Source organism: Bradyrhizobium sp. USDA 4473, assembly GCF_054063335.1.
Genome location: NZ_JBSSGE010000001.1, coordinates 1,642,718 through 1,664,603 on the forward strand (window position 1 = coordinate 1,642,718; position 21,886 = coordinate 1,664,603).

Genomic DNA, 21,886 nt, shown 5'->3' on the forward strand with positions numbered 1-21,886 from the left:
CCGACCGATCTAGGCGCCAAAGCTCTTCGGCGAGCCTGCGACCGGCGTGCTCCCGCCGGACGCCACCTTCATGACCGCAAGGCCCCGCTCATTGGTGCCGTCGGAGCGGAAGCGGAACAGGCCGTCGATACCGGCAAAGCCCGACGGGTTGGTCAGCGTCTCCGGCGCAAAGCGCTGCGCGCCCTGGGTGCGCGCCAGCGCCGCCATCAGCGCCACGGCGTCATAGGCCAGCGTTGCAGTGCGTACCGGCTCGCCGCCATATTTGGTGCGGTAACGGCCGGCGAAGCTGCGGAAGCCGGACGGATCGGGCGCGGCATAGAGGCCGCCTTGCAGGACGGGGCTCGCGAACACCCGCGGATTGTCCCACAGCCCGGTGCCGAGCAGCTGGATGTTGCGCAGATTGGCGCCTGCCGCGGTCAGCGCATCGGCGGTCGCGACCACCGAATCGCCGTCATCGGCGATCAGCAGCGCATCGGCCTGGCCAAGCGCCTGCGCCACGGTCCGCGCCGGCGTTGCGCGGTCGGCACCATACTTCTCGAAGGCGACGACGCGGCCGTTCTTGCGGCCGACCGCCTGCTTGAATGCGGCCTCGACCACATTGCCGTAGGCGTTGTCCGGCACCATCGCGGCGAACGAGCGTTTTCCGATTCCGGCCGAATAGTCGACGATGCGGTTGATGTCGGACTCCGGCAGGAAGCTCAGCAGATAGACGCCGCGGCCGGCCACGCTCGAATCGGTCGAGAAGGCGATCACCGAAGTGCCGCGCGGCCGGGTCAGTTGCGCGACGGCCGGCACCGAGCCCGCGAACAGCGGTCCCAGAATGATCTCGGCGCCTTCGGCCAGCGCCTGCTGGGCACCCTGCGACGCGCCCTGCGGGCTGCCGCCATCATCCTTGATCAGAAGCTGGATGTTCGGGTTCTGGAATTCCGCCAGCGCCATTTCGGCGGCATTGCGCATCGACTGCGCGGCGAGCCCGGCATTGCCGGCCGCCGACAGTGGCAGAATCAATCCAATTTTGACCTGGCCGGTGCCAACCGCCTGCGGCTGCTGCTGCGGGCCGGCAGGACCGGCGTCCGGGCTGCCGCTGGAGAACTGGCTCAAGCTCTGCTGGATACCGGAACAGGCCGTCAGCAACGGCGCGCCCACGAGCAGACCAAGCGCGGTTCGCCGGGTCGTGCCCGACGGCGAGGAGTTGCGGGGATGCGGGCCTGCCATCGTCTCTCTTCTCTTGACCGACCAGGATCGGCCAGGACTCCATCCAACTCTGATGAGGCGGGGGGATTTGGGCATATTGTCGGCGAATAGTTAACTAAAACAAAAGGATTATGGCCGCGCGGCGCCGTTGCCGCGGCCTTCATTTCCTTCCCTGGCAACGGCCTCTCCGCCGCCGTTTGCGGATGGCGGAAGCGTCGCCGTCCCTCTAGATTGGCATTATGCGCGCAAAAGCCAGTTCCCTCCACCATTCGGATGCCACGGCAGGCGTTGCGGCCAGAAGCTTTTCGATCGGCGGCCAGCAGTTGCCCGCGCCCAGGGCCAGGCCCGGGCTCCATCTGGTCGCGACGCCGATCGGCAATCTCGCCGACATCACCCTGCGCGCGCTGGAGACGCTGGCCGGCGTCGACGTCATCGCCTGCGAGGACACCAGGATTACGCGCCGGCTGACCGAGCGTTACGCGATCACGGCGGAGCTTGCGCTCTACCACGAGCACAATGCGGCCCAGGCCCGGCCCAAGATCCTGGAACGGCTGGCGCAGGGCGCCGCGATCGCGCTGGTCTCCGACGCCGGCACGCCGCTGATCTCAGACCCCGGCTTCAAGCTGGTGCGCGAGGTCTGCGCCGCCGGCCATGCCGTCATCGCGGTGCCCGGGCCATCGTCGGTGCTGACGGCGCTGTCGGTGGCGGCGCTGCCGACCGACCGGTTCTTCTTCGAGGGATTTCTGCCGACCAAGGAGCACGCGCGGCGCGCGCGGCTCACTGAGCTTGCCCGGATCGACGCCACGCTGGTGATGTTCGAGTCAGGCAATCGCGTGCAGGACACGCTGCGCGACCTGGCTGCAATCATGGCCGGACGTGATGCCGCGATCTGCCGCGAGCTGACCAAGCTGCACGAGGAGGTCAAGCGCGCGCCGGTCGCAGAGCTCGCGGCAGGCGTGGATGCGCTGGAGACCCGGGGCGAGTTCGTGCTGGTGATCGGGCCGCCGGCCGACGATGCCGGGGTGATGGACGAGACTTCGCTCGACGATCTCCTGCGCGCGCAGCTCGCCCGCGGCAGCGTCAAGGATGCGGTGGCGCACGCGGTCGAGCTGTCGGGGCCGGCCGCGCCGCGAGGTCTACGCCCGCGCGCTCGAGCTTGCGAAGACCATCGGGGACGGCGATGGCCAAGCCTGATAACGCCAAGACTGAGGCCAAGACTGATAGCGCCAAGACTGACAGCGCCTCGCCCGAGCGCGTCGCCGCATTCCGCACCGGCATCTCGGCCGAGAGCCGTGCCGCGGCGCTTCTGATCGCCAAGGGCTATCGCATCCTGGCGCGGCGCTTCCGCACGCCCTATGGCGAGATCGACCTGGTGGTGCGCCGGCGCAATTTGCTGGCCTTCGTCGAGGTCAAGGCCCGCGCCAGCCTCGACGACGCCGCCTATGCGGTGACGCCGCGCCAGCAGCTGCGCATCATCAATGCCGCCCAGGCGTGGCTGATGGCGCATCCCGAACACGCCGAATTTGACCTCAGATTCGACGCCGTGCTGATTGCGCCGAAGAGCCTGCCGCGCCATCTGTTAGCGGCATTCGACGCAAGCCCATAGAATTTACCCTCAAGACCTCGCGGGACACACCTATGACATTGAAGATCGCCGTCCAGATGGATCCCATCGCGCGCATCAATATCCGCGGCGATTCGACCTTTGCGCTGCTGCTCGAGGCGCAAAAGCGCGGCCACGGCATTTCCTACTACACGCCCGACAAGTTGTCGCTGCGCGGCGAGGAGCTGGTGGCACCGGTACAGCCGCTCACCGTGCGCGACGAGGTCGGCGATCACTTCACGCTGGGCGAGCCGAAGCGCGAGGCGCTCAACGGCTTCGACGTCGTGTTGCTGCGCCAGGACCCGCCATTCGACCTCGCCTACATCACCTCGACGCATTTCCTCGAGCGGATCCATCCGAAGACGCTGGTCGTCAACAATCCGGCCAGCGTGCGCAACGCGCCGGAAAAAATGTTCGTGATGAACTTCCCGCAGCTGATGCCGCCGACCCTGATCTCGCGCGACCTCGACGAGATCAACGCCTTCCGCGACCAGCACGGCGCCGTCGTCATGAAACCGTTGCATGGCCATGGCGGCGCCGCCGTGTTCCGCGTGATGCCGCAGGACATGAATTTCGGTTCGCTGTTCGACATGTTCTCGGTCACCTTCAAGGAACCCTGGGTGATCCAGCGCTTCCTTCCCGAGGTGAAGCATGGCGACAAGCGCATCATCCTGGTCGACGGCGAATTCGCCGGCGCCGTCAACCGCGTGCCGGCGGCGGACGATCTGCGTTCCAACATGGTGCGCGGCGGCGCGGCCAAGGCGACCGAGCTGTCGGATCGCGAGCGCGAAATCTGCGCCACTGTCGGGCCCGCGTTGCGCGAGCTTGGTCTGATGTTCGTCGGCCTCGACGTGATCGACGGCAATTTGACCGAGATCAACGTCACTTCGCCGACCGGCATCCGCGCCATTCAGCGGCTCAACGGCCCCGATGTCGCGGCGATGATCTGGGATACCATCGAGAAGAAGCGCGCCGCGAAATAATCGTCCTTCTTTGTGCGCCGCACAGGTTGGCTGAAATCTAGAAGCATGATCCGGAAAAGTGCGAAGCGGTTTTCCGAAAAAGATCATGCTCAAACAATGAGCTAAAGCGCGCTGACGATTGATCCCGATATCATCGCGCTTTAGCCAGGGCTCGGTCGCGCCAGCGTTCGCCTTATTCTACTTGCCAGCTTGCGCGGGCGCGGGCAGCATCCTCTTGCCTGCGTCAGGTCAAGCGGCGGGTCAGCGCGCGGGCACAACGCGACAAATTCATAAAAATTGGGAGGAAGACGTTATGACGCTCAATGTCTCACGACGATCCTTGCTCGCGCTCGGTGCCGGTCTCGGCGCCAGCACACTGCTCGGCGGCACCGCACAGGCGCGCGCGCCGAAACTCGGCACACAGACTCCCTATTGGCACCGCTTCGAACTCGGCGACGCCGAAGTGACCGTCGTCTCCGACGGGCCCCTTCCGCTCGGCGATCCCTCGGGCACATTCACGGGCGTGCCGAAGGAAGAAGTCAAGAAGATGCTCTCCGACAACTTCCTCTCGCCCGACAATGTCGTGCTCGAGCAGAATTCGCCGATCGTCAACATGGGCGACAGGCTGATCCTGTTCGATACCGGCATGGGTACCTCGAAGGCGTTCGGTCCGACCACCGGCCGGCAGCAGAAGAGCATGCAGGAAGCCGGCATCAAGCCGGAAGACATCGATGCCGTCGTGCTGTCGCACGCGCATATCGATCATATCGGCGGCATCGTCGGCGCCGACGACAAGCCGCTATTCCCGAATGCGCAGTACTACATCGCGCAAAGCGACCTCGATTTCTGGACCGACGAAGGCAAGATGGGAAGTCCGTTGAAGGACTTTGTCGTGCACGCCCGCAAGAACCTGCTGCCGGTGCGCGACCGCATCGTGTTCTTCAAGGACGGCCAGGAATTCCTGCCCGGCGTGACCGCGCTCGCAGCCCCCGGCCACACCGTGGGCCACACCATCTTCATGGTAAGCTCGGGCGGCAAATCCTTCGCCTTCCTCGGCGATCTCTCGCATCACGCGGTGCTGCTGCTGGAGCGGCCGCGGATGGAATTCTCCTACGACACCGATCCGAAGCAGGCGGCGGCCTCGCGGGTCAAGATGCTGGAGATGCTGGCCGCGAACAAGACGGCCGTCATGTCCTATCACTTCGCCTGGCCGGGCTATGGCCACGTCGCCAAGGCCGGCGAGGGCTTCCATTATTATCCCGAGCCGATGCAGATGACGCTGTGACCAGCTGATCATCCGGGGACGGCGCGCGTCGCCCCCGGATGTTCTCTTAATGTTCTTGCGCTTGGCGGCGCAATTGTGCACTTTCCAAACCCAACGGGTGGATAACTCAATAATTTGAGTCAGTTAGCAGTTGCCCCACTGGTGCCAGATTCACGGTTCCGGTTATGAGTCCCGTAGGTTGTTACAACCGAATCAGCTCAACCGGAGATTCTGATATGGCTACAGACCAAGAGAAGGCGCTTGCTGAGCGGCACAAGGCGTTCATGGAAAGCGACTATCCGGGCCAGCGTCCCGGCATAAACGTGCAGGTCGATTTTCGGCTGGCTAGTGCAGCCGAGTATTCAGCTTATCAGCTTGGGCAGATAAATCGGAATCTGGCGAAGCTGGTGGCGATTCTGGAGAAGCGCGGTTCATAGCCGCCACCCAGACCTCCAGCGCGCGCCAGAGCGGCATCCCCATTTCCATCAATTCATCAAGATCGGGGATTTCCCGCTTCATAGCCGCGTCCGTTCAGTTTGCTTGCGCAATTACTGACGCGGCTTGGCTTTAGATTTTCTTGCTGCGCTGGCGGGCTTCTGCTTGGCGATCTTGCCCAGCCTCTCATTGAACCGCTTTTCGCTGTCGTCCGCTTCGAGGTCGCGGGCGGCCTGTTTGAATTTGTCGATCTGACTTTGTTTCGGTTTAGCCATGCATTTCGTCTACATCGATGATTCTAAAGATAATCGGCTAGCGTGCTTTTCAGCACTGCTGGTGCCGGTGGATTCGTGGTGGAACGATTGCCTCAATAGGCTAATCGCGATCAGAAGGACTATAAAGCAGAGCGACGGCGTTCCATTGCGAATGGAAATGCATACGACCGATTGGCTTGGCGGAAAGGGGCGCCTTGTTCGCCATCTCAAAAAGGACGATCGCGTTCGCATCTATAATTACCTACTAGCTGGCATCACCATGTTGCCCGATGTGGATCTAATCAACGCAGCCGTTCCGCAGCACGAGGAAGAGAGAGCCTTCGAATGGCTCCTCAACCGCATCAACAAAAACATGGAGATTGCCGGTAGCAAGGCTGTCATTTTTTCGGATCAGGGCAAGAGCTACGACAAACTCTTCCGCCGAATGCGGCGGCACAACTTCATTCCAAGCCGCATCGGGCGATGGGAAACCGGAGCAATGTCAAAAAACCTGGTTCTTGATCGGATCGTCGAGGACATCGTCTATCGCGATTCGGAGAAGTCTCTGTTCATTCAGGCCGCCGATGCTTGCGCATACGCGGTCCTTCGAAGTGAAAGCCCAATTCCATCAAAGACGGCACTCGGACTCGACCAATCGTTGATGATTCTTGAGCCGATTATGGTCAAACAGGCGTTCTCTAGATGCCCGAAAAGGCTTGGCATAATCAGATAGGGCCGACTTCTCCTTGTTGAGAAGTCGGCCCCCTGTAATCAGCTCAGCCTCTAAGCCGTGCCGGTGGGATCGTTACGATCCTCCTAGCTCAGCAATAGCTATATAGCAGATTCACACAACGAATCCAAGGGGTTAGTCAAGCCTTTGAAAGTAGGACTCTTTTTGACTCCAACTAGGTATCTGAAGAGTTTTTTCCCCAGAAATCCAACTGGATGCCCTTCTCTCTTCGTCGAATCCGAGCCCTTTCCAGTTTACCCGGCTTCGGAGCCGTTAGGTTGTCGATAGGTCAGCCGCTTACCGGTAGCCCCACGAATGGCCTTCTCGGCCCGGTCCTGATCGTCAACGCCAAGCGCGACGCGGTTGCTGTAGCGAAAATCAAACTCCGCGAGATAGCGGTGCAGGTGCTTCTCGCCGCAGTGCTGATAGATGCCCTTCATGCCGCGCTTGAAGATCGAATAGTAGCCCTCCACCGTGTTCGTGGTGATGACGGTCGTCTCGACAACAGGCTTGCCATCGGGGCGCTTCTTGTCGGTCACCTCGTTCCAATAGCGCACATACTGATCCTCGCCATGGTTGACCGTATCGTGACTGGCAAAGCCACGACCGATCTCCATGTAGTGCCGCGCCTCGTCCGTCATGAACTGGCTTTCCTTGGCGATATTCGCGCGAACGATGGGCGCGATATCCGCAATCGATGTGCTGTCGATATGGAAGCTGCGCGCAGAACCGCCGCGCTCAACCAGCGTAAGCACGATGTTCTTATGTGCCGCGCCGCCACGGCTGTTTTTCTTCTGACCCTGTAGACGGCCGATATAGGTTTCGTCCACTTCCACGACCTTGCCAGTGCCGCCCAGAGGGCTCAGGGAGCCGTCCCGCATCGCTTCGCGGATACGGTGCGCCAAGAACCACGCGCTCTTGTACTGGACCTCCAGAATGCGGTGCAGCTGGTGGCTCGAAATGCCCTTCTTGCTGGACGCGATCAGGTGAACCGCCTGCAAGCACTTGTGCAGCGGAATGCGGCAATGCTCGAACACCGTGCCGACCCGGACGGTGAACTGCTTACGGCACTTGCCCTCGTAGCACTTCCAGAGGCCAAGCCGGGATTTGCCGTTCTTGCCCTTCACATCCTCCAAACGGCCCGCTTTCCCGACTACGCCGCAGTGCGGGCACACAACGCCGTCCGCCCAGAGCAGCTTTTCAAGGTGCAGGAACGCGGATTTTTCGTTGTGAAAATAAGGCTTTGCAAGGATCGACATGGCGACAACCCAAATAACTATCTAATGCCGGCATTCTACCCTAGGTCATTGGGTTTGTAAAGTACATAATTGGCGCTTGGCGGCCCGCTCCGCTACCTTGGGTGGCGGAAGACAGAGGCAGCATGGTTCAGCGGGTTTCCACCGTCGCATTCGAGGGGATCGAGGCCCGCGCGGTCGACGTGCAGGTCCAGGTCGCGCCGGGGCTGCCGGCATTCGCGATCGTCGGCCTGCCCGACAAGGCGGTGTCCGAGGCGCGCGAGCGGGTGCGTGCGGCGCTGATCGCCTCCGGGCTGGCGCTGCCCGCCCGCCGCATCACCGTCAATCTCGCACCGGCCGACCTGCCCAAGGAAGGCAGCCATTACGACCTGCCGATCGCGCTCGGCCTGATGGCCGCGATCGGGGCGATTCCGCCGGACGCACTGAGCGGCTTCACCGTGCTCGGCGAGCTCGGGCTCGACGGCTCGATCGCAGCCGTTGCGGGTGTGCTGCCGGCGGCGATCGGCGCCAATTCGCGCGACGAGGGATTGATCTGCCCGGCCGCCTGCGGCTCGGAAGCCGCTTGGGCGAGCCCGGACATCCAGATCATCGCGGCGCAGTCGCTGATCCAGATCGCCAATCATTTCAAGGGCACCCAGGTTCTGTCGCGCCCGCAGCCGAAAGTGCAAGACCAGAACGAGGCGCGCGAGGAAGCGCTGCTCGATTTGCGCGACATCAAGGGCCAGGAAAGCGCCAAGCGCGCGCTCGAGATCGCGGCCGCCGGCGGACATCATTTATTGATGATCGGGTCGCCCGGCGCCGGCAAGTCGATGCTGGCGGCGCGGCTGCCGTCGATCCTGCCGCCGCTGTCGCCATCGGAATTGCTCGAAGTCTCGATGATCGCCTCGGTGGCCGGCGAGATCCGCGACGGCGCGCTGACCGCGCGGCGCCCGTTCCGCAGCCCGCATCATTCCGCCAGCATGGCCGCGCTGACCGGCGGCGGCATGCGCGCCAGGCCGGGCGAGATCTCGCTGGCGCATCAAGGCGTGCTGTTCCTCGACGAGCTGCCGGAGTTCGATCCGCGCGTGCTGGATTCGCTGCGCCAGCCGCTCGAGAACGGCGAGGTCTCGGTCAGCCGGGCCAACCACCGCGTCACCTATCCGGCGCGCTTCATGCTGGTCGCCGCGATGAACCCGTGCCGCTGCGGCCACGCCTATGAGCCCGGCTATTCCTGCAAGCGCGGCCGGCTCGACCGCTGCACCGCCGACTACCAGATGCGGATCTCCGGCCCGCTGATGGATCGCATCGATCTCAGGATCGAGGTGCCGGCCGTGACCGCGGCGGATTTGATCCTGCCGCCGCCGGCGGAGGGATCGGCCGAGGTCGCCCGACGCGTTGCGGCAGCCCGCGACATCCAGCTTGCGCGTTACGCGGCGGCCGGCATGCCACATGTCCGCACCAATGCGGAAGCGCCGAGCTCGCTGCTCGAAACCATCGCGCAGCCTGACGCGCATGGCCAGAAGCTGCTGCGCGAGGCCGCCGACACCATGCATCTCACCGCGCGCGGCTATCACCGCGTGCTGCGCGTGGCGCGCACGCTCGCCGATCTCGACGGCACTGATACGATCGGCCGGCTGCACCTTGCCGAGGCGCTATCCTATCGTGCATTGGCCGACGATTTGCGGCGCGCGGCGTGACGCCTCGGGTTTTGCAACCGACGCTCGTCGCGTCAACGCCGCAGTAACCACTCTCATTTACGCTCCGCAAACCATAAGCACCGCGATCCGCGGGCGCTTGGGTCGAGCGAGTTGTGTCATGTTGCGTATGAAGATTCTGGCCTCGGTGGTGCCGCTTGCCGTGGCCGCGATATTTGCCCGCGCTGAATTCCTGCCGGGCCCCCGGCCCTGCATCGATGTCGGCGGCGCCACGATTCAGATCGCAGCGGTGCCGTGGCAGGCGCAGCTTCACGTCAGCTTCACCGACGATCCGAGCCATGCCACCGTCCGGGTCCAGATTGCCGACAGCGCAGACACCGCCGACTTCACCGTGATCGACGACATCGACGACGCCGAGGCCGGGGCGTGCGAGAGCAACGTCACGCCGCAGCTGATCGGGATTTCGAGCGATCCGTCGGCAAACGGTCCGGTGATCTATCTGTCCCGTGACGATGGGCCGTCCGATTACCGCGTCTTCGTGCAGTCCAGGACGTTTTCGGCGCGCGATGCCGCGGCGCTGATCGTCAGTGCCCGCGGCGGACATCGCCGCCTGGAGGCGGCATCGGTCAAACCCGACACGCGCTTTCACGGCCGGGTCATGGCGGAGTTAACCTCGCGCTAACCCTGTTCCGAGGGCAACGCGAAACGGCCATCAAGCTCAAGCACTTTGCAAGGTGGCCGACGCATCGTCATTGCCGGATCAAAGCTATTTCAGGGCCACCATTGATGGGGCGTTTCTTCCGGATCAAGTTACGCTTTCGCCGCTTCCTGCGCCGCCATTCCTGGGTCGCGACGATCGTCCGCTCGTTCACGATCTTCTCGGTCGCGTTCGGCGGCGCGTTCGGGTTCATCTCGGGCGCCCTCTCGCCGCACAGCGGCTACGATCCCAATTCATTCGCGATCGGGGTCAGCTTCCTGTTCGCGCTGGCCTGTCTGTGGATCGTGACGCTCGGCATCCGCCTCAGGCTGATGCGCAAGCGGTTGCGCACCGTCGCCATGCACAACGAGGCGATGGCCGACCGCAACTGGGAACTCCAAGAGGCCGAACAGCGGGCCGGCAAGCTGTTCGAGGCGCAGGGCGATTTGATCGTGCTGCGCGACCTCGAAGGACGGATCACCTACGCCAACGACGCCTATTGCGAACTGGCGCAGGTCTCGCGCGACAATCTGATCGACAGCACCGCCACGCTGACAGTGCTGGAGCAGGGCGAGACCGCGCTCGAGCCCAGCGGCACCCGTGTCTACGACCAGAAGGTCGCGGGACCGCTCGGGCCGCGTTGGATCGCCTGGCGCGAGGGCCTCGTGCGCAACGATGCCGGCGCGCCGGCGGAGATGCAGAGCGTCGGCCGCGACGTCACCGACCGCACCGAGAGCGAGCGCGCGCTGACTGAGGCCCGCGATCAGGCCGACGCCGCCAACCGTGCCAAGTCGCGCTTCCTGGCGATGGCCAGCCACGAGATCCGCACGCCGCTGAACGGCATCATCGGCATGAGCGGACTGCTGATGGATACCCAGCTGACGCCGGAGCAGACGACCTACGTCAAGGCGGTCAAGACATCCGGCGACGCGCTGCTCACGCTGATCGAGGAGCTGCTCGACTATTCCAAGATCGAGGCCGGCAAGATCGACCTCGAGCACCGCCCCTTCGCGCTGTCCGGCCTGATCGAGGATATCACCGAGCTGCTGGCGCCGCGCGCGCAGACCAAGGGCATCGAGATCGCTGCCTATGTCGACGAGCGGCTGCCGATGCAAGTGGCCGGCGATGCCGCGCGGCTGCGCCAGGTGCTGCTCAATCTCGCCGGCAACGCCATCAAGTTCACCGCGAGCGGCGGCGTGGCGCTGATCGTCGAGCCCGGCCTCTGGCCGCACGAGATCAGCTTCCTGGTCCGCGACAGCGGCATCGGCATCGCCCCGGAGGCGCAGCAGCGCATCTTCCGGGAGTTCGAGCAGGCCGACGACCGCATCGCGCGCAGCTATGGCGGCACCGGCCTCGGGCTTTCGATCAGCGACCGCATCGTCAAGCGCATGGGCGGCCGCATCACGCTGGCGAGCACGCCGGGCGCAGGCTCGACCTTCGAGGTCTCGATCCCGCTGGCCGCCGCCGACACCGCCGAAGCCAACAGCTTCACCGCACCCGATCTCGCCGGCCAGTCGATCATGCTGGTGGCACCGCAGAGCATCGAGGTCTCGCTGATTTCGCGGCGGCTGCAGCGCTGGGGCGCGCAGACCTGCATCGTGTCGGATGCCGATGTCGCCGAGGCGTTGCTGCCGGAACGGAGCTGGCACGCGGCGCTGATCGACCACACGCTCGGCACCGCGGCGATGGAGGCGTTCGCCAACGCCGCCCGCATCCATGCAACCCATCGCATCGTGATGTTCACGCCGGCGACGCGGCAGGAGCTTTCGGCCGCCGAGACCGCGATGTTCACCGGCTATCTGGTCAAGCCGCTGCGCGCAGCCTCGCTCGCCGCACGCCTGACCGCGCAGCCCGAAATCGCGGCTCCCAGCCTCGCGATGCCGACACCAGGCCCCGCAATCGAGGCGGCCGCGGAAACCGCACCCACTGCGGCGGCAGGCGCGACGGCGGACAGGGCTCTCTCCATCCTGGTCGCCGAGGACAATGAGATCAACGCGCTGCTGATGCGTTCGCTGCTCACCCGGCTCGGCCACAACGTGGTCATCACCACCAATGGCGAACAGGCGATGGAATCCTGGCTCTCGGCGACGTCGGCCGGCACGCCGTACGACCTCGTGCTGATGGACATCCAGATGCCGCGCCTCAACGGCATCGAGACCACCAAACAGATCCGCAGCCATGAGACCGGGCAGTCCATCCGCCGGACCCCGATCCTGGCGCTGACCGCCAATACGCTGGTGGAAGACCGCTATGCCTGTTTCGAGGCCGGCATGGATGGCTTCCTGATCAAGCCGCTCGACCGCGAGAAGCTGGAAGAAGCGCTCGCGGGCCTCGCCGCCGCGCGGCATATCGCGGCGTAGTCACCACAAACTCAGTGTCGTCCCTGCGAAAGCAGGGACCCATAACCACCGAACTTGGTTTTGTGTTCCGCTGCGGCCACAGCCTTGCAAAGTGACGTACACCTGTGGTTATGGGTCCCCGCTTTCGCGGGGACGACAGCCGTGATGTGGCCCGTTCGCTGAGATGCGGCGATACCTACAGCCGCCGCAGCGCCACCGTCTGCACCACGTGGTCGGCGCCCTTCTTCAGGATCAGCGTCGCGCGCGGGCGGGTCGGCAGGATGTTGTCCTCGAGATTGGCGAGGTTGGTGCGCTCCCAGATCGCGATCGCGGTCGCGGTCGCTTCCTCGTCCGACAATGGCGCGTAGCGGTGGAAGTAGGACCTCGGATCGGTGAATGCGGTGTCTCGCAGCGCCAGGAAGCGCGTGATGTACCACTGCCGCAGCACAGCCTCATCGGCGTCGATATAGACCGAGAAATCGAAGAAATCGGAGACGAACGGCACCGCCTTGCCGTCACGCGGCAGCCGCCCGGTCTGCAGCACGTTGACACCCTCGACAATCAGGATGTCGGGCTGATCGATCTCGACCCATTTGTTCGGCACGATGTCATAGGTCAGATGCGAATAGACAGGGGCGCGCACGCGACGCCGTCCCGCCTTGATGTCGCTGAGGAACGACAACAGCGTCGGCAGATCGTAGCTCTCCGGAAAGCCCTTCTTCTGCATGATGCCCTGCCGCTCGAGCACGGCATTGGGAAACAGGAAACCGTCGGTCGTGATCAGATCGACCTTCGGCCGCGGAGACCAGCGCGCCAGCAGCGCCTGCAGCACGCGGGCGGTGGTCGACTTGCCGACCGCAACCGAGCCGGCGACGCCGATAATGTAGGGCATCTTGCGATCGCGGATATTAAGGAACTGGCGCTGCGAGTAATACAGCCGCTGGGTCGCATCGACATAGATGGAGAGCAGCCGCGACAGCGGAAGGTAAATGTCCTCGACCTCCTGCAAATCGAGGCGGTCGTGCATCGAACGCAGGCGGTCGAATTCGCCCGGCTCGAGCGTCATCGGCGTATCGTCGCGCAGATGCGACCATTGCTGGCGCGTGAAGACGCGGTAGGGGTTGTACTGCTGATCTGGTGCCCGGATGTCCATGAGGCCGCCCTTCTCGATGCGCTCGATCATTTGCGCTAGTCGCGCTTGCGCGACGCCTTCTCTTCCAGTCCCGACATCGCGGTGCGCTTCTCCAGCGCGGCCTCGACGTCCTCCAGTCTCACGCCGCGTGATTTCAACAGGACCAGCAGGTGAAACACGAGATCAGCACTTTCCGCGATGAGATGATCGCGATCATTCTCGACCGCAGCGATCACGGTCTCGACCGCTTCCTCACCCAGTTTCTTGGCGCAGTGCTCTGCGCCCTTGTCGAGCAGCTTGCGGGTGTAGGACGCCTCGCCGCCCGTTGCAGCACGGGCGTCGATGGTGGCGGCCAAATCGTGGACCGTGAAACGCGACATCAACTCAACTCAAGCATGCACAACAGCACCAGACGGTGCCATCCCCTAGGTGGGGACTTAGCATTTTTGTGACAAGGAGTCCCAGACCACTCTGTTGCCAGACCATGCTCTAGGGATCGAGGCGCATCGGCAGGCCGGCACGCACCATGTGATCCTTGGCCTGGCGGATGGTAAATTCCCCGAAGTGGAAGATCGAGGCTGCGAGCACGCCGGTGGCGTGCCCCTCGCGAACGCCGTCGACCAGATGATCGAGATTGCCGACGCCGCCGGACGCGACGACCGGTACGGGGACACTGTCCGCGATCGCCCGGGTCAGCCGCAGGTCGAACCCTTGCCGCGTGCCGTCCCGGTCCATCGAGGTCAGCAGGATTTCACCGGCGCCGAGCGCGACGACCTCCTGGGCATATTCGATGGCATCGATGCCGGTGGCATTACGTCCACCATGGGTGAAGATCTCCCAGCGGTCCGAGCCGCCGGCGCGCTTGACCCGCTTGGCGTCGATCGCGACCACGACGCATTGCTCGCCATACTTCTCGGCGGCTTCCTTGACGAATTCGCGCCGGCTGACCGCCGCCGAATTGATCGAGACCTTGTCGGCGCCGGAGCGCAGCAGCGTCTTGATGTCGTCGACGGTGCGGACGCCGCCGCCGACCGTCAGCGGCATGAAGCAGGCCTCGGCCGTTCGCCGCACCACGTCGAGCATGATGCCGCGGTTTTCATGGGTGGCGGTGATGTCGAGGAAGGTGAGCTCGTCGGCGCCGGCGGCGTCATAGGCGATCGCGGCTTCGACCGGATCGCCGGCGTCGCGCAGATCGACGAAGTTGACACCCTTGACCACGCGCCCGTCCTTGACGTCGAGACAGGGGATCACGCGAACCTTGAACATGATCTCCTCCTAGGATGCGCTGCGGATCAGCTTGAGGGCGGCGGCGGGATCGAGCCGCCCGTCATAGAGCGCGCGGCCGACGATCGCGCCGGCGAGCTTTTTGGCGCGCGGCTCCAGCAGCGCCTTGACGTCGTCGATCGAGGCGAAGCCGCCGGAGGCGATCACCGGAATCGAGATGCGGTCGGCGAGGCCGATGGTGGCATCGAGGTTGAGGCCCTTGAGCAGGCCATCGCGGGCGATGTCGGTAAAGATGATCGCGGCGACGCCGGCGTCCTCGAAGCGCTGCGCGATCTCGAGCGCGGTCACATGCGAGGTCTCGGCCCAGCCCTCGACCGCGACCTTGCCGTCGCGCGCATCGAGGCCCACCGCCACCCGGCCTGGGAATTTTTTCGCCGCGCCCTTCACGAGCTCGGGATCGCGCACCGCCGCGGTGCCGATGATGACGCGCGTGATGCCCTTGTCGAGCCAGGCCTCGATGGTTGTGAGGTCGCGGATGCCGCCGCCGAGCTGCACCGGCATGTTGACGGCCTTCAGCATCGCCTCGACCGCATGCGCATTCATCGGCTTGCCGGCGAAGGCGCCGTCGAGATCGACGACGTGGAGATATTCGAAACCCTGTGCGGCGAAGCTTGCCGCCTGCGCCGCCGGATCGAGATTGAACACGGTGGCGCGCGCCATGTCGCCTTGCTCCAGGCGCACGCACTGGCCGTTCTTCAGATCAACCGCTGGAAAAAGGATCACGGCTTCCACTTCAAGAAATTGGAGATCAGGGCGAGGCCGAAGCGCTGGCTCTTCTCGGGATGAAACTGGGTACCGACAGCGGTGTCCTTGGCCACGATCGCGGTCACCGGCCCGCCATAGTCGGCGCGCGCCAGCACGTCCGCCTCGTTGGCGGCGTCGAGGTGATAGGAGTGCACGAAATAGGCGTGACGCCCCTTCGGCCCGAGCGGCAGCCGCTCCAGCACCGGGTGCTCGCGCACCATGTCGAGCGTATTCCAGCCCATGTGCGGGACCTTCAGGCCCTCGTCGCGCGGCTCGATCTTGACGACATCGCCGCCGATCCAGTCAAAGCCCTCGGTGATGACGTGCTCCTTGCCGCGCGTCGCCATCAGCTGCATGCCGACGCAAATGCCGAAGAACGGCCGCGCCTTGACCCGCACCGCCTCGGTGAGCGCTTCCAGCATGCCGTCGACCGCGTCGACGCCGCGGCGGCAATCGGCGAACGCGCCGACACCCGGCAGCACGATCCGATCGGCGCGGTACACCGCGTCGGGATCGCGCGTCACCTTGATGGCTTGCGGATCCTCCATGCTGCGCGCGGCGCGCTCGAAAGCCTTGGCCGCCGAATGCAGATTGCCGGAGCCATAGTCGATGATTGCAACGGTCATCGTGATCCTCCTGGCTCTGGAAACAATCCGATGATGCCGCCCTGCGGCATCGGTGGGGGCTTTGAGAATGATTGACCGGGGACGTCCCGGGTCGGCGGCGGGCCGCCGCGATCGACCGAGCGCTGGTCATTGACGACGCCACGATGCCGCGCGGTCCAGCGCTCGAAGAAGCGGCGCTCGGCGGCATCCGCATTGTCAGCGACCACGATGTCGATCTGGCGCCATTTGCGCCGCGACAGCGTCCAGCGCTGCAGGGTCGCGGCCTCGAGCCCGAGCAGCACCATCAGCACCAGGTCGACGAGAAAGATCGCGCCGCGGCCGATACCAAGCCTTGTCAGCGCGTAGTCGATCACGAAGGTGACGACGAGCCAGCCGATCAGCGCCAGCCAGAGCCTGTTCCAGGCCAGCCACACCACGCCGGCAACCGCGGCCCAGAACCGGAAACCGTCGCGCACGAAGACGAACTTGTCGGCCGCCGCGAGATCGGCGCCGCTGGCCACGGGGGCATGCACTGTATAGACCGGCATCGAACGCTCCGCCGACGATGGAATCTTATTGAGAGTACGATCTTTCGGAAAACCGGTTACGGCCGTTTCCGGATCATGCTCCCGGGATCAGCCGCCGAGCTGACCCTTGGTCGAGGGCACTTCGCCCTGGGCGCGCGGATCGATCGCAATCGCGGTCCGCAGCGCCCTCGCCAAGCCCTTGAAGCAGGATTCGGCGATATGATGGCTGTTCTCGCCATATAGGGTCTCGACGTGGAGAGTCACGCCGGCGTTCATCGCGAAGGCGTTGAACCATTCGCGCACCAGCTCGGTGTCGAACTCGCCGATCTTGTCGCGCGGGAAATCGACCTTGAACACCAGCACCGGGCGGCCGGAAATATCGATCACGACGCGCGACAGCGTCTCGTCCATCGGCATGTGGATCGAGGCGTAGCGGGTGATGCCGGCCATGTTGCCGAGCGCCTGCTTGACGGCCTGCCCGAGCGCGATACCGACGTCTTCGGTGGTGTGGTGGTAATCGACATGGAGGTCGCCATCCGCCTTCACCGTGATGTCGATGCGCGAATGCCGGGCCAGGAGGTCGAGCATATGATCGAAGAAGCCGATCCCGGTCGAAACCGTGGATACGCCCGCTCCGTCGAGGTTGACCGTCACCTCGATGTCGGTCTCCTTGGTCTTGCGCTTGATGGTTGCCGTGCGCATGAAGATTAAGCTTTCCCGTGCCGAAAACGCCGGTCTTTTAACAGGCTGATGTCACCTTCGCTACTGCGGGATGACCCCGAAATGGCCCAACTTCGGGCCATGGTGACCTAAATTCCTTGTCAAATCGCCCGATTGTAACCCCCTGCCCGACCGCCTAAATCTGCCCGGAAGAGAGGTAACCTATGCAAGCATCCCAAAATGAGCTGCCGGTTTGGCATGGCACCACGATCTGCACGGTCCGCAAGGGCGGCAAGGTGGTGATCGGCGGCGACGGCCAGGTCTCGATCGGCCAGACCGTGATCAAGGCCAACGCCAGGAAGGTTCGCCGGATCGGCAAGGGCGACGTGATCGGCGGTTTCGCCGGCGCCACCGCCGACGCCTTCACCCTGTTTGAGCGACTGGAAAGCAAGCTGGAGCAATATCCGGGGCAGCTGACCCGGGCGGCCGTCGAGCTCGCCAAGGACTGGCGGACCGACCGCTATCTGCGCCGGCTGGAGGCCATGATGATCGTAGCCGACAAGGACGTCTCCCTGGTGCTGACCGGCACTGGCGACGTGCTTGAGCCCGAATCCGGCGTCATGGCGATCGGCTCCGGCGGCAATTACGCCCTCGCCGCGGCCCGCGCACTGGTCGATACCGACAAGGATGCCGAGACCATCGTCCGCCGCGCCCTGGATATCGCCGCCGATATCTGCGTCTACACCAACCGCAACGTGACGATCGAGACGATCGGCGGCTGAGCGTGGCCGCCCCCTATCATTTCCGCGCCATGACGACGGCCGATCTGCCGCAGATCAAGCGCTGGCTGGCGTTGCCGCATGTCCGGGAATGGTGGGGCGATCCGGCCGAGCAATACGCGCTCGTGAGTGGTGACCTCAACGAGCCCGCAATGGATCAGTTCATCGTCGCAACCGATGCGTCCGATTTCGGCTACATCCAGTGCTACGACCTGACGGCCTGGAATGCCGGCTTCGGCGCCCAGCCGGAGGGGACTCGCGGCATCGATCTCTTCATCGGCGAACCGGACATGGTGGCTGGCGGCCACGGCTCGGCGCTGATCCGTGCCTTTGCCGAGCAACGGCTGGCGCAGGGCGCGCCGCGCATCGTCACCGATCCCGATCCGGCCAATGCACGGGCGGTGCGCGCCTATGCGAAAGCAGGCTTTCGAGAGGCCGGAATGGTCGATACGCCCGACGGGCGGGCGCTGCTGATGATCCGTGACGAATGACACCCGCACCCAAATCCGCAGCCGGCGTTTCAGCGTGGCAATGGTCCGCGATCGCGGCCGCGCTGCTCGCGCTGCAAGCAGCCCTGCTGTACGCGATGGGTCGCTTGCCGATCTGCGCCTGCGGCTATGTCAAGCTTTGGCACGGGACGGTTCAGAGCTCGGAGAATTCGCAGCACATCGCCGACTGGTATACGCTGTCGCACATCGTGCACGGCCTGCTGCTTTATGGGCTGACTTTCCTCCTGCTGCCGCGGCTCGCCTGGCCGGGGCGGCTGATTGTCGCGATGCTGATCGAGGGCAGCTGGGAGCTCGTCGAGAACTCCAACTGGATCATCGAGCGCTATCGCGCCGGCACGATCTCGCTCGATTATTATGGCGACACCATCGTCAATTCGGTGTCGGATACGCTGGCGATGGTTCTCGGCTTCCTGCTGGCGCGCAAGCTTGCAATCGCGGCAACGATCGGGCTCGGCGTTGTGTTCGAAATCGTGATGCTGCTCCACATTCGCGACAATCTGACACTGAATATCATCATGCTGATCCATCCGTTCGAGGCGATCAGGCAGTGGCAGGCCGGGCCGCCGATCCTTTAGGGCATGATTTGCCGGAAAACCGGTGCCCACCTTTCCGGATCATGCCTGGCAGCAGCCTGCCGCTTGCCGAGAGCGCGATTTCAACCTAGCTAGAGCCAATGACCGACTTCTCCCCCCGTGAAATCGTTTCCGAGCTTGACCGCTTCATCGTTGGCCAGGCCGACGCCAAGCGCGCCGTGTCAATCGCGCTGCGCAACCGCTGGCGCCGGCTGCAGCTTGCCGGTTCCCTGCGCGAGGAGGTTCTGCCCAAGAACATCCTCATGATCGGGCCGACCGGCGTCGGCAAGACCGAGATCGCGCGGCGGCTGGCCAAGCTCGCCGGCGCGCCGTTCCTCAAGGTCGAAGCCACCAAGTTCACCGAGGTCGGCTATGTCGGCCGCGACGTCGAGCAGATCGTCCGCGATCTCGTCGAAGTCGCGATCGCGCAGACCCGCGAGCGCAAGCGCAAGGACGTCCAGGCCCGTGCCCAGCTCGCCGCCGAGGAGCGGGTGCTGGATGCGCTGGTCGGCCCCGGATCGAGCCCCGCGACGCGCGAGTCGTTCCGCAAGAAGCTGCGCGCCGGCGAGCTCAACGACAAGGAAATCGAGATCGAGACGCAGTCCGGCAATAGCGGCATGCCAATGTTCGAAATCCCCGGCATGCCCGGCGCCCAGATGGGCGCGATCTCGCTCGGCGACATCTTCGGCAAGATGGGCGGCCGCAGCAAGACGCGCCGGCTGACCGTGGAAGGCTCGCACGAGATCCTCGTCAACGAGGAATCCGACAAGCTGCTCGACACCGATCAGCTGGTGCAGGAGGCGATCAGCGCGGTCGAGAACAACGGCATCGTCTTCCTCGACGAGATCGACAAGATCTGCGTGCGCGAGAACCGCGCCGGCGGTGACGTCTCCCGCGAGGGCGTGCAGCGCGATTTGCTGCCGCTGATCGAAGGCACCACGGTCTCGACCAAGCACGGCGCGGTCAAGACCGACCACATTCTGTTCATCGCCTCGGGCGCCTTCCATATCGCCAAGCCGTCGGACCTGCTGCCCGAATTGCAAGGCCGCCTGCCGATCCGCGTCGAGCTGCAGGCGCTGACCCGCGACGACATGCGCCGGATCCTGACCGAGCCGGAGGCGTCGCTGATCAAGCAATATGTGGCGCTGATGAAGACCGAGGGCGTGACGCTCGACATCACCGACGGCGCGATCGACGCGCTGGCCGACGTTGCGGTCGCGGTCAATTCCACCGTCGAGAACATCGGCGCGCGGCGGCTCCAGACCGTGATGGAGCGGGTGCTGGACGACATCTCCTTCACCGCCCCCGACCGCCATGGCGAGACCATCCAGGTCGACGCCGACTACGTGACCAAGCATGTCGGCGACCTCGCCAAGAACGCCGATCTGAGCCGGTTTATCTTGTAGGCGTAGCAGCTAAGATCGTCGTCCCGGCGAAGGCCGGAACCCATAACCACCGATCCCCGCGGTGACCAAGACTCGGGCCGACATTCCCCTTAGAACTTCCTTCGGTGGTTATGGGTCCCGGGTCGCGCTTCGCTTGCCCGGAACGACGAGAGTGGGCGACCGATGAGTCTGCAAATCTGGCAAAACCCCTGGCGCTTGATGCTGGCCGTCAATGCGGCCGTGCTGGTCGGGGTGTTCCTGCACAAGATCGCGCTGCCGCCCTTCGTCCCCTACATCCATCTCCTCGTCGACTATCACTACGGCTTCACCAAGCGCGCGCTGGTTGGCGCCATCGTTTCGCTGTTCACCGACAAGGTGCCGGTGTGGCTGGTGTTCGGGATGGCCGGCGCGATCTGGCTGCTGACGCTCGGACTGTTCATCAAGCTGTTTCAGCGCACATTCGGCTTTAACGATACACATTGGCCGCTGTTCGTCTTCATCGCGAGCTCGCCGTTCTTCCTGAAGAACTTCATGCACACGCTCGGCCATTTCGACATTTATGGCTGTGCATTGGCGATCGTGCTGTTGCTGATCCCGGCACGCTCGGTCATCTACGTGCTGATTGCGGCGCTGTTCTCGATCGTGCTGATCCTGGTCCACCACATCTTCGTCCTGATGTATGTGCCGACCATCGCAGCGATCGTGGTGCTGCGCTTCTACCTCGTGCAAGGCGCGACGCCGCGAAACATCATTTTGGGCATCGGCTCGCTCGCGGCCGTCGGCATCCTGTTTCTGGTCGCGCAGTTCGCGGGCACGGTCGACGTACCCTATGACGAATTCATCCGCCATCTGCAGAGCCGGATGGCCGATCCGTCACGCACCGATCTGCTTCAGTTCGGATACATCTGGTACCAGCCGCTGTCGAAGGAGTTCGCCGATACCTGGGCGCGGATGCCCTCGAATATCCTGGGCGTGCCGGTGTTCGCGCTGCTGATCTGGCTGCACACGCCGCTGTGGCGCTATTTCGCGCGGCTGATCGAGGCGCTCGCGAGTGGGCTGCATCGCCGGATCGTGTTCGCCGCACTGATGATGATCAGCACCGGCTATGTCGTGATGTTCGCGACCGTGTTCGACTATTCGCGCTGGATCTCGAACTGGGCGGTCTGCATGTTCCTGATGCTGCACGCCGTGAAGATGCTGCCGGCGTCGAAGGACGTGCCGGTGGTCCCGGCGGACGATCGCAAGACGACAATCCTCGGCTGGATCATCACGCTGATCCCGCGCGTCGGGATCGTACGACCATTTTAGTTTTGAGCATGAT

23 protein-coding genes and 1 pseudogene are annotated in these 21,886 nt (G+C 64.2%); 14 read left to right on the forward strand and 10 right to left on the reverse strand.

Going from position 1 to position 21,886, the window contains the following annotated elements; all coding sequences use genetic code 11:
• Positions 1-9 precede the first annotated feature (9 nt).
• Positions 10-1,215 carry a penicillin-binding protein activator gene (locus ACVW17_RS07670; protein WP_456751326.1) on the reverse strand — a complete coding sequence of 402 codons (1,206 nt, stop codon included), beginning with the start codon at positions 1,213-1,215 and terminating at the stop codon, positions 10-12.
• A gap of 218 nt (positions 1,216-1,433) precedes the next feature.
• Between ACVW17_RS07670 and rsmI the strand changes: the two are divergent.
• The 5 genes and pseudogenes from rsmI (at position 1,434) to ACVW17_RS07695 (ending at position 5,460) form a co-directional block, all read left to right on the forward strand.
• Positions 1,434-2,388 (forward strand): annotated as a pseudogene (gene rsmI, locus ACVW17_RS07675) (16S rRNA (cytidine(1402)-2'-O)-methyltransferase).
• Positions 2,375-2,800: a YraN family protein gene (locus ACVW17_RS07680; protein WP_456751328.1), complete on the forward strand. Its 426-nt coding sequence runs from the start codon at positions 2,375-2,377 to the stop codon at positions 2,798-2,800. Before rsmI ends, ACVW17_RS07680 begins: the two are co-directional and overlap by 14 nt.
• A gap of 32 nt (positions 2,801-2,832) precedes the next feature.
• Positions 2,833-3,780, forward strand: a complete 948-nt coding sequence (gene gshB, locus ACVW17_RS07685) for a glutathione synthase (protein WP_456751329.1) — start codon at positions 2,833-2,835, stop codon at positions 3,778-3,780.
• Positions 3,781-4,072: 292 nt separating this feature from the next.
• Positions 4,073-5,044 (forward strand): MBL fold metallo-hydrolase, encoded by a 972-nt coding sequence (locus ACVW17_RS07690; protein WP_456751330.1) that lies wholly within the window; start codon positions 4,073-4,075, stop codon positions 5,042-5,044.
• Between the two features lie 215 nt (positions 5,045-5,259).
• Positions 5,260-5,460 carry a hypothetical protein gene (locus ACVW17_RS07695; protein WP_456796992.1) on the forward strand — a complete coding sequence of 67 codons (201 nt, stop codon included), beginning with the start codon at positions 5,260-5,262 and terminating at the stop codon, positions 5,458-5,460.
• Positions 5,461-5,571: 111 nt separating this feature from the next.
• Here the strand turns inward: ACVW17_RS07695 and ACVW17_RS07700 are convergent, their stop codons facing one another.
• Positions 5,572-5,733, reverse strand: a complete 162-nt coding sequence (locus ACVW17_RS07700; RefSeq protein WP_456796993.1) for a hypothetical protein — start codon at positions 5,731-5,733, stop codon at positions 5,572-5,574.
• Between ACVW17_RS07700 and ACVW17_RS07705 the strand changes: the two genes are divergently transcribed.
• Positions 5,732-6,445, forward strand: coding sequence for a DUF3800 domain-containing protein (locus tag ACVW17_RS07705; RefSeq protein WP_456796994.1), 714 nt, complete (start codon positions 5,732-5,734; stop codon positions 6,443-6,445). The genes ACVW17_RS07700 and ACVW17_RS07705 overlap by 2 nt on opposite strands.
• A 251-nt stretch (positions 6,446-6,696) precedes the next feature.
• On the opposite strand, the gene ACVW17_RS07710 is transcribed toward ACVW17_RS07705, so the two are convergent.
• Positions 6,697-7,701: an IS1595 family transposase gene (locus ACVW17_RS07710; RefSeq protein WP_456796995.1), complete on the reverse strand. Its 1,005-nt coding sequence runs from the start codon at positions 7,699-7,701 to the stop codon at positions 6,697-6,699.
• 122 nt (positions 7,702-7,823) lie between these two features.
• Here ACVW17_RS07710 and ACVW17_RS07715 point away from each other — a divergent pair, with 122 nt between their 5' ends.
• The 3 genes from ACVW17_RS07715 to ACVW17_RS07725 all read left to right on the forward strand — a co-directional run bounded on the left by ACVW17_RS07715 (position 7,824) and on the right by ACVW17_RS07725 (position 12,389).
• Complete coding sequence (locus ACVW17_RS07715) at positions 7,824-9,374, forward strand: YifB family Mg chelatase-like AAA ATPase (RefSeq protein WP_456796996.1); 1,551 nt, start codon at positions 7,824-7,826, stop codon at positions 9,372-9,374.
• 118 nt (positions 9,375-9,492) lie between these two features.
• Positions 9,493-10,014 carry a hypothetical protein gene (locus ACVW17_RS07720; protein ID WP_456751331.1) on the forward strand — a complete coding sequence of 174 codons (522 nt, stop codon included), beginning with the start codon at positions 9,493-9,495 and terminating at the stop codon, positions 10,012-10,014.
• Positions 10,015-10,118: 104 nt separating this feature from the next.
• Positions 10,119-12,389, forward strand: coding sequence for a response regulator (locus ACVW17_RS07725; RefSeq protein ID WP_456751332.1), 2,271 nt, complete (start codon positions 10,119-10,121; stop codon positions 12,387-12,389).
• A gap of 175 nt (positions 12,390-12,564) precedes the next feature.
• Here ACVW17_RS07725 and coaA read toward each other — a convergent pair whose 3' ends face one another.
• From coaA to hisB, 7 genes are all read right to left on the reverse strand, one after another.
• Positions 12,565-13,521, reverse strand: a complete 957-nt coding sequence (gene coaA, locus ACVW17_RS07730) for a type I pantothenate kinase (protein ID WP_456756367.1) — start codon at positions 13,519-13,521, stop codon at positions 12,565-12,567.
• Positions 13,522-13,556: 35 nt separating this feature from the next.
• On the reverse strand, positions 13,557-13,880 hold the full coding sequence (locus ACVW17_RS07735; RefSeq protein WP_456751333.1) for a phosphoribosyl-ATP diphosphatase: 324 nt from the start codon (positions 13,878-13,880) through the stop codon (positions 13,557-13,559).
• A 109-nt stretch (positions 13,881-13,989) separates the two neighbouring features.
• Entirely contained in the window at positions 13,990-14,766 is a 777-nt protein-coding gene (hisF, locus tag ACVW17_RS07740) for an imidazole glycerol phosphate synthase subunit HisF (RefSeq protein ID WP_456751334.1), read from the reverse strand.
• A gap of 9 nt (positions 14,767-14,775) precedes the next feature.
• The gene (hisA, locus tag ACVW17_RS07745) at positions 14,776-15,507 is read right to left on the reverse strand and encodes a 1-(5-phosphoribosyl)-5-[(5-phosphoribosylamino)methylideneamino]imidazole-4-carboxamide isomerase (RefSeq protein ID WP_456751335.1); all 732 of its coding nucleotides are present in this window, start codon (positions 15,505-15,507) and stop codon (positions 14,776-14,778) included.
• Positions 15,504-16,154, reverse strand: coding sequence for an imidazole glycerol phosphate synthase subunit HisH (hisH, locus tag ACVW17_RS07750; protein ID WP_456751336.1), 651 nt, complete (start codon positions 16,152-16,154; stop codon positions 15,504-15,506). The genes hisA and hisH overlap by 4 nt, the downstream gene beginning before the upstream one ends.
• A complete protein-coding gene (locus ACVW17_RS07755) occupies positions 16,151-16,681 on the reverse strand; it encodes a DUF2628 domain-containing protein (RefSeq protein ID WP_456751337.1) in 531 nt (176 codons plus the stop codon). Before ACVW17_RS07755 ends, hisH begins: the two co-directional genes overlap by 4 nt.
• Before the next feature lie 87 nt (positions 16,682-16,768).
• Positions 16,769-17,362, reverse strand: a complete 594-nt coding sequence (gene hisB, locus ACVW17_RS07760; protein ID WP_456751338.1) for an imidazoleglycerol-phosphate dehydratase HisB — start codon at positions 17,360-17,362, stop codon at positions 16,769-16,771.
• A 182-nt stretch (positions 17,363-17,544) separates the two neighbouring features.
• Here hisB and hslV point away from each other — a divergent pair, with 182 nt between their 5' ends.
• From hslV to ACVW17_RS07785, 5 genes are all read left to right on the forward strand, one after another.
• Complete coding sequence (gene hslV / locus ACVW17_RS07765) at positions 17,545-18,102, forward strand: ATP-dependent protease subunit HslV (RefSeq protein ID WP_244068959.1); 558 nt, start codon at positions 17,545-17,547, stop codon at positions 18,100-18,102.
• A 2-nt stretch (positions 18,103-18,104) separates the two neighbouring features.
• A complete protein-coding gene (locus ACVW17_RS07770; protein ID WP_456751339.1) occupies positions 18,105-18,590 on the forward strand; it encodes a GNAT family N-acetyltransferase in 486 nt (161 codons plus the stop codon).
• A complete protein-coding gene (locus tag ACVW17_RS07775; RefSeq protein WP_456751340.1) occupies positions 18,587-19,183 on the forward strand; it encodes a DUF2585 domain-containing protein in 597 nt (198 codons plus the stop codon). Before ACVW17_RS07770 ends, ACVW17_RS07775 begins: the two co-directional genes overlap by 4 nt.
• A gap of 98 nt (positions 19,184-19,281) precedes the next feature.
• Positions 19,282-20,586 carry an ATP-dependent protease ATPase subunit HslU gene (gene hslU / locus ACVW17_RS07780; RefSeq protein ID WP_456751341.1) on the forward strand — a complete coding sequence of 435 codons (1,305 nt, stop codon included), beginning with the start codon at positions 19,282-19,284 and terminating at the stop codon, positions 20,584-20,586.
• 162 nt (positions 20,587-20,748) lie between these two features.
• The gene (locus ACVW17_RS07785) at positions 20,749-21,873 is read left to right on the forward strand and encodes a hypothetical protein (protein ID WP_456751342.1); all 1,125 of its coding nucleotides are present in this window, start codon (positions 20,749-20,751) and stop codon (positions 21,871-21,873) included.
• The last annotated feature ends 13 nt before the right edge of the window (positions 21,874-21,886 follow it).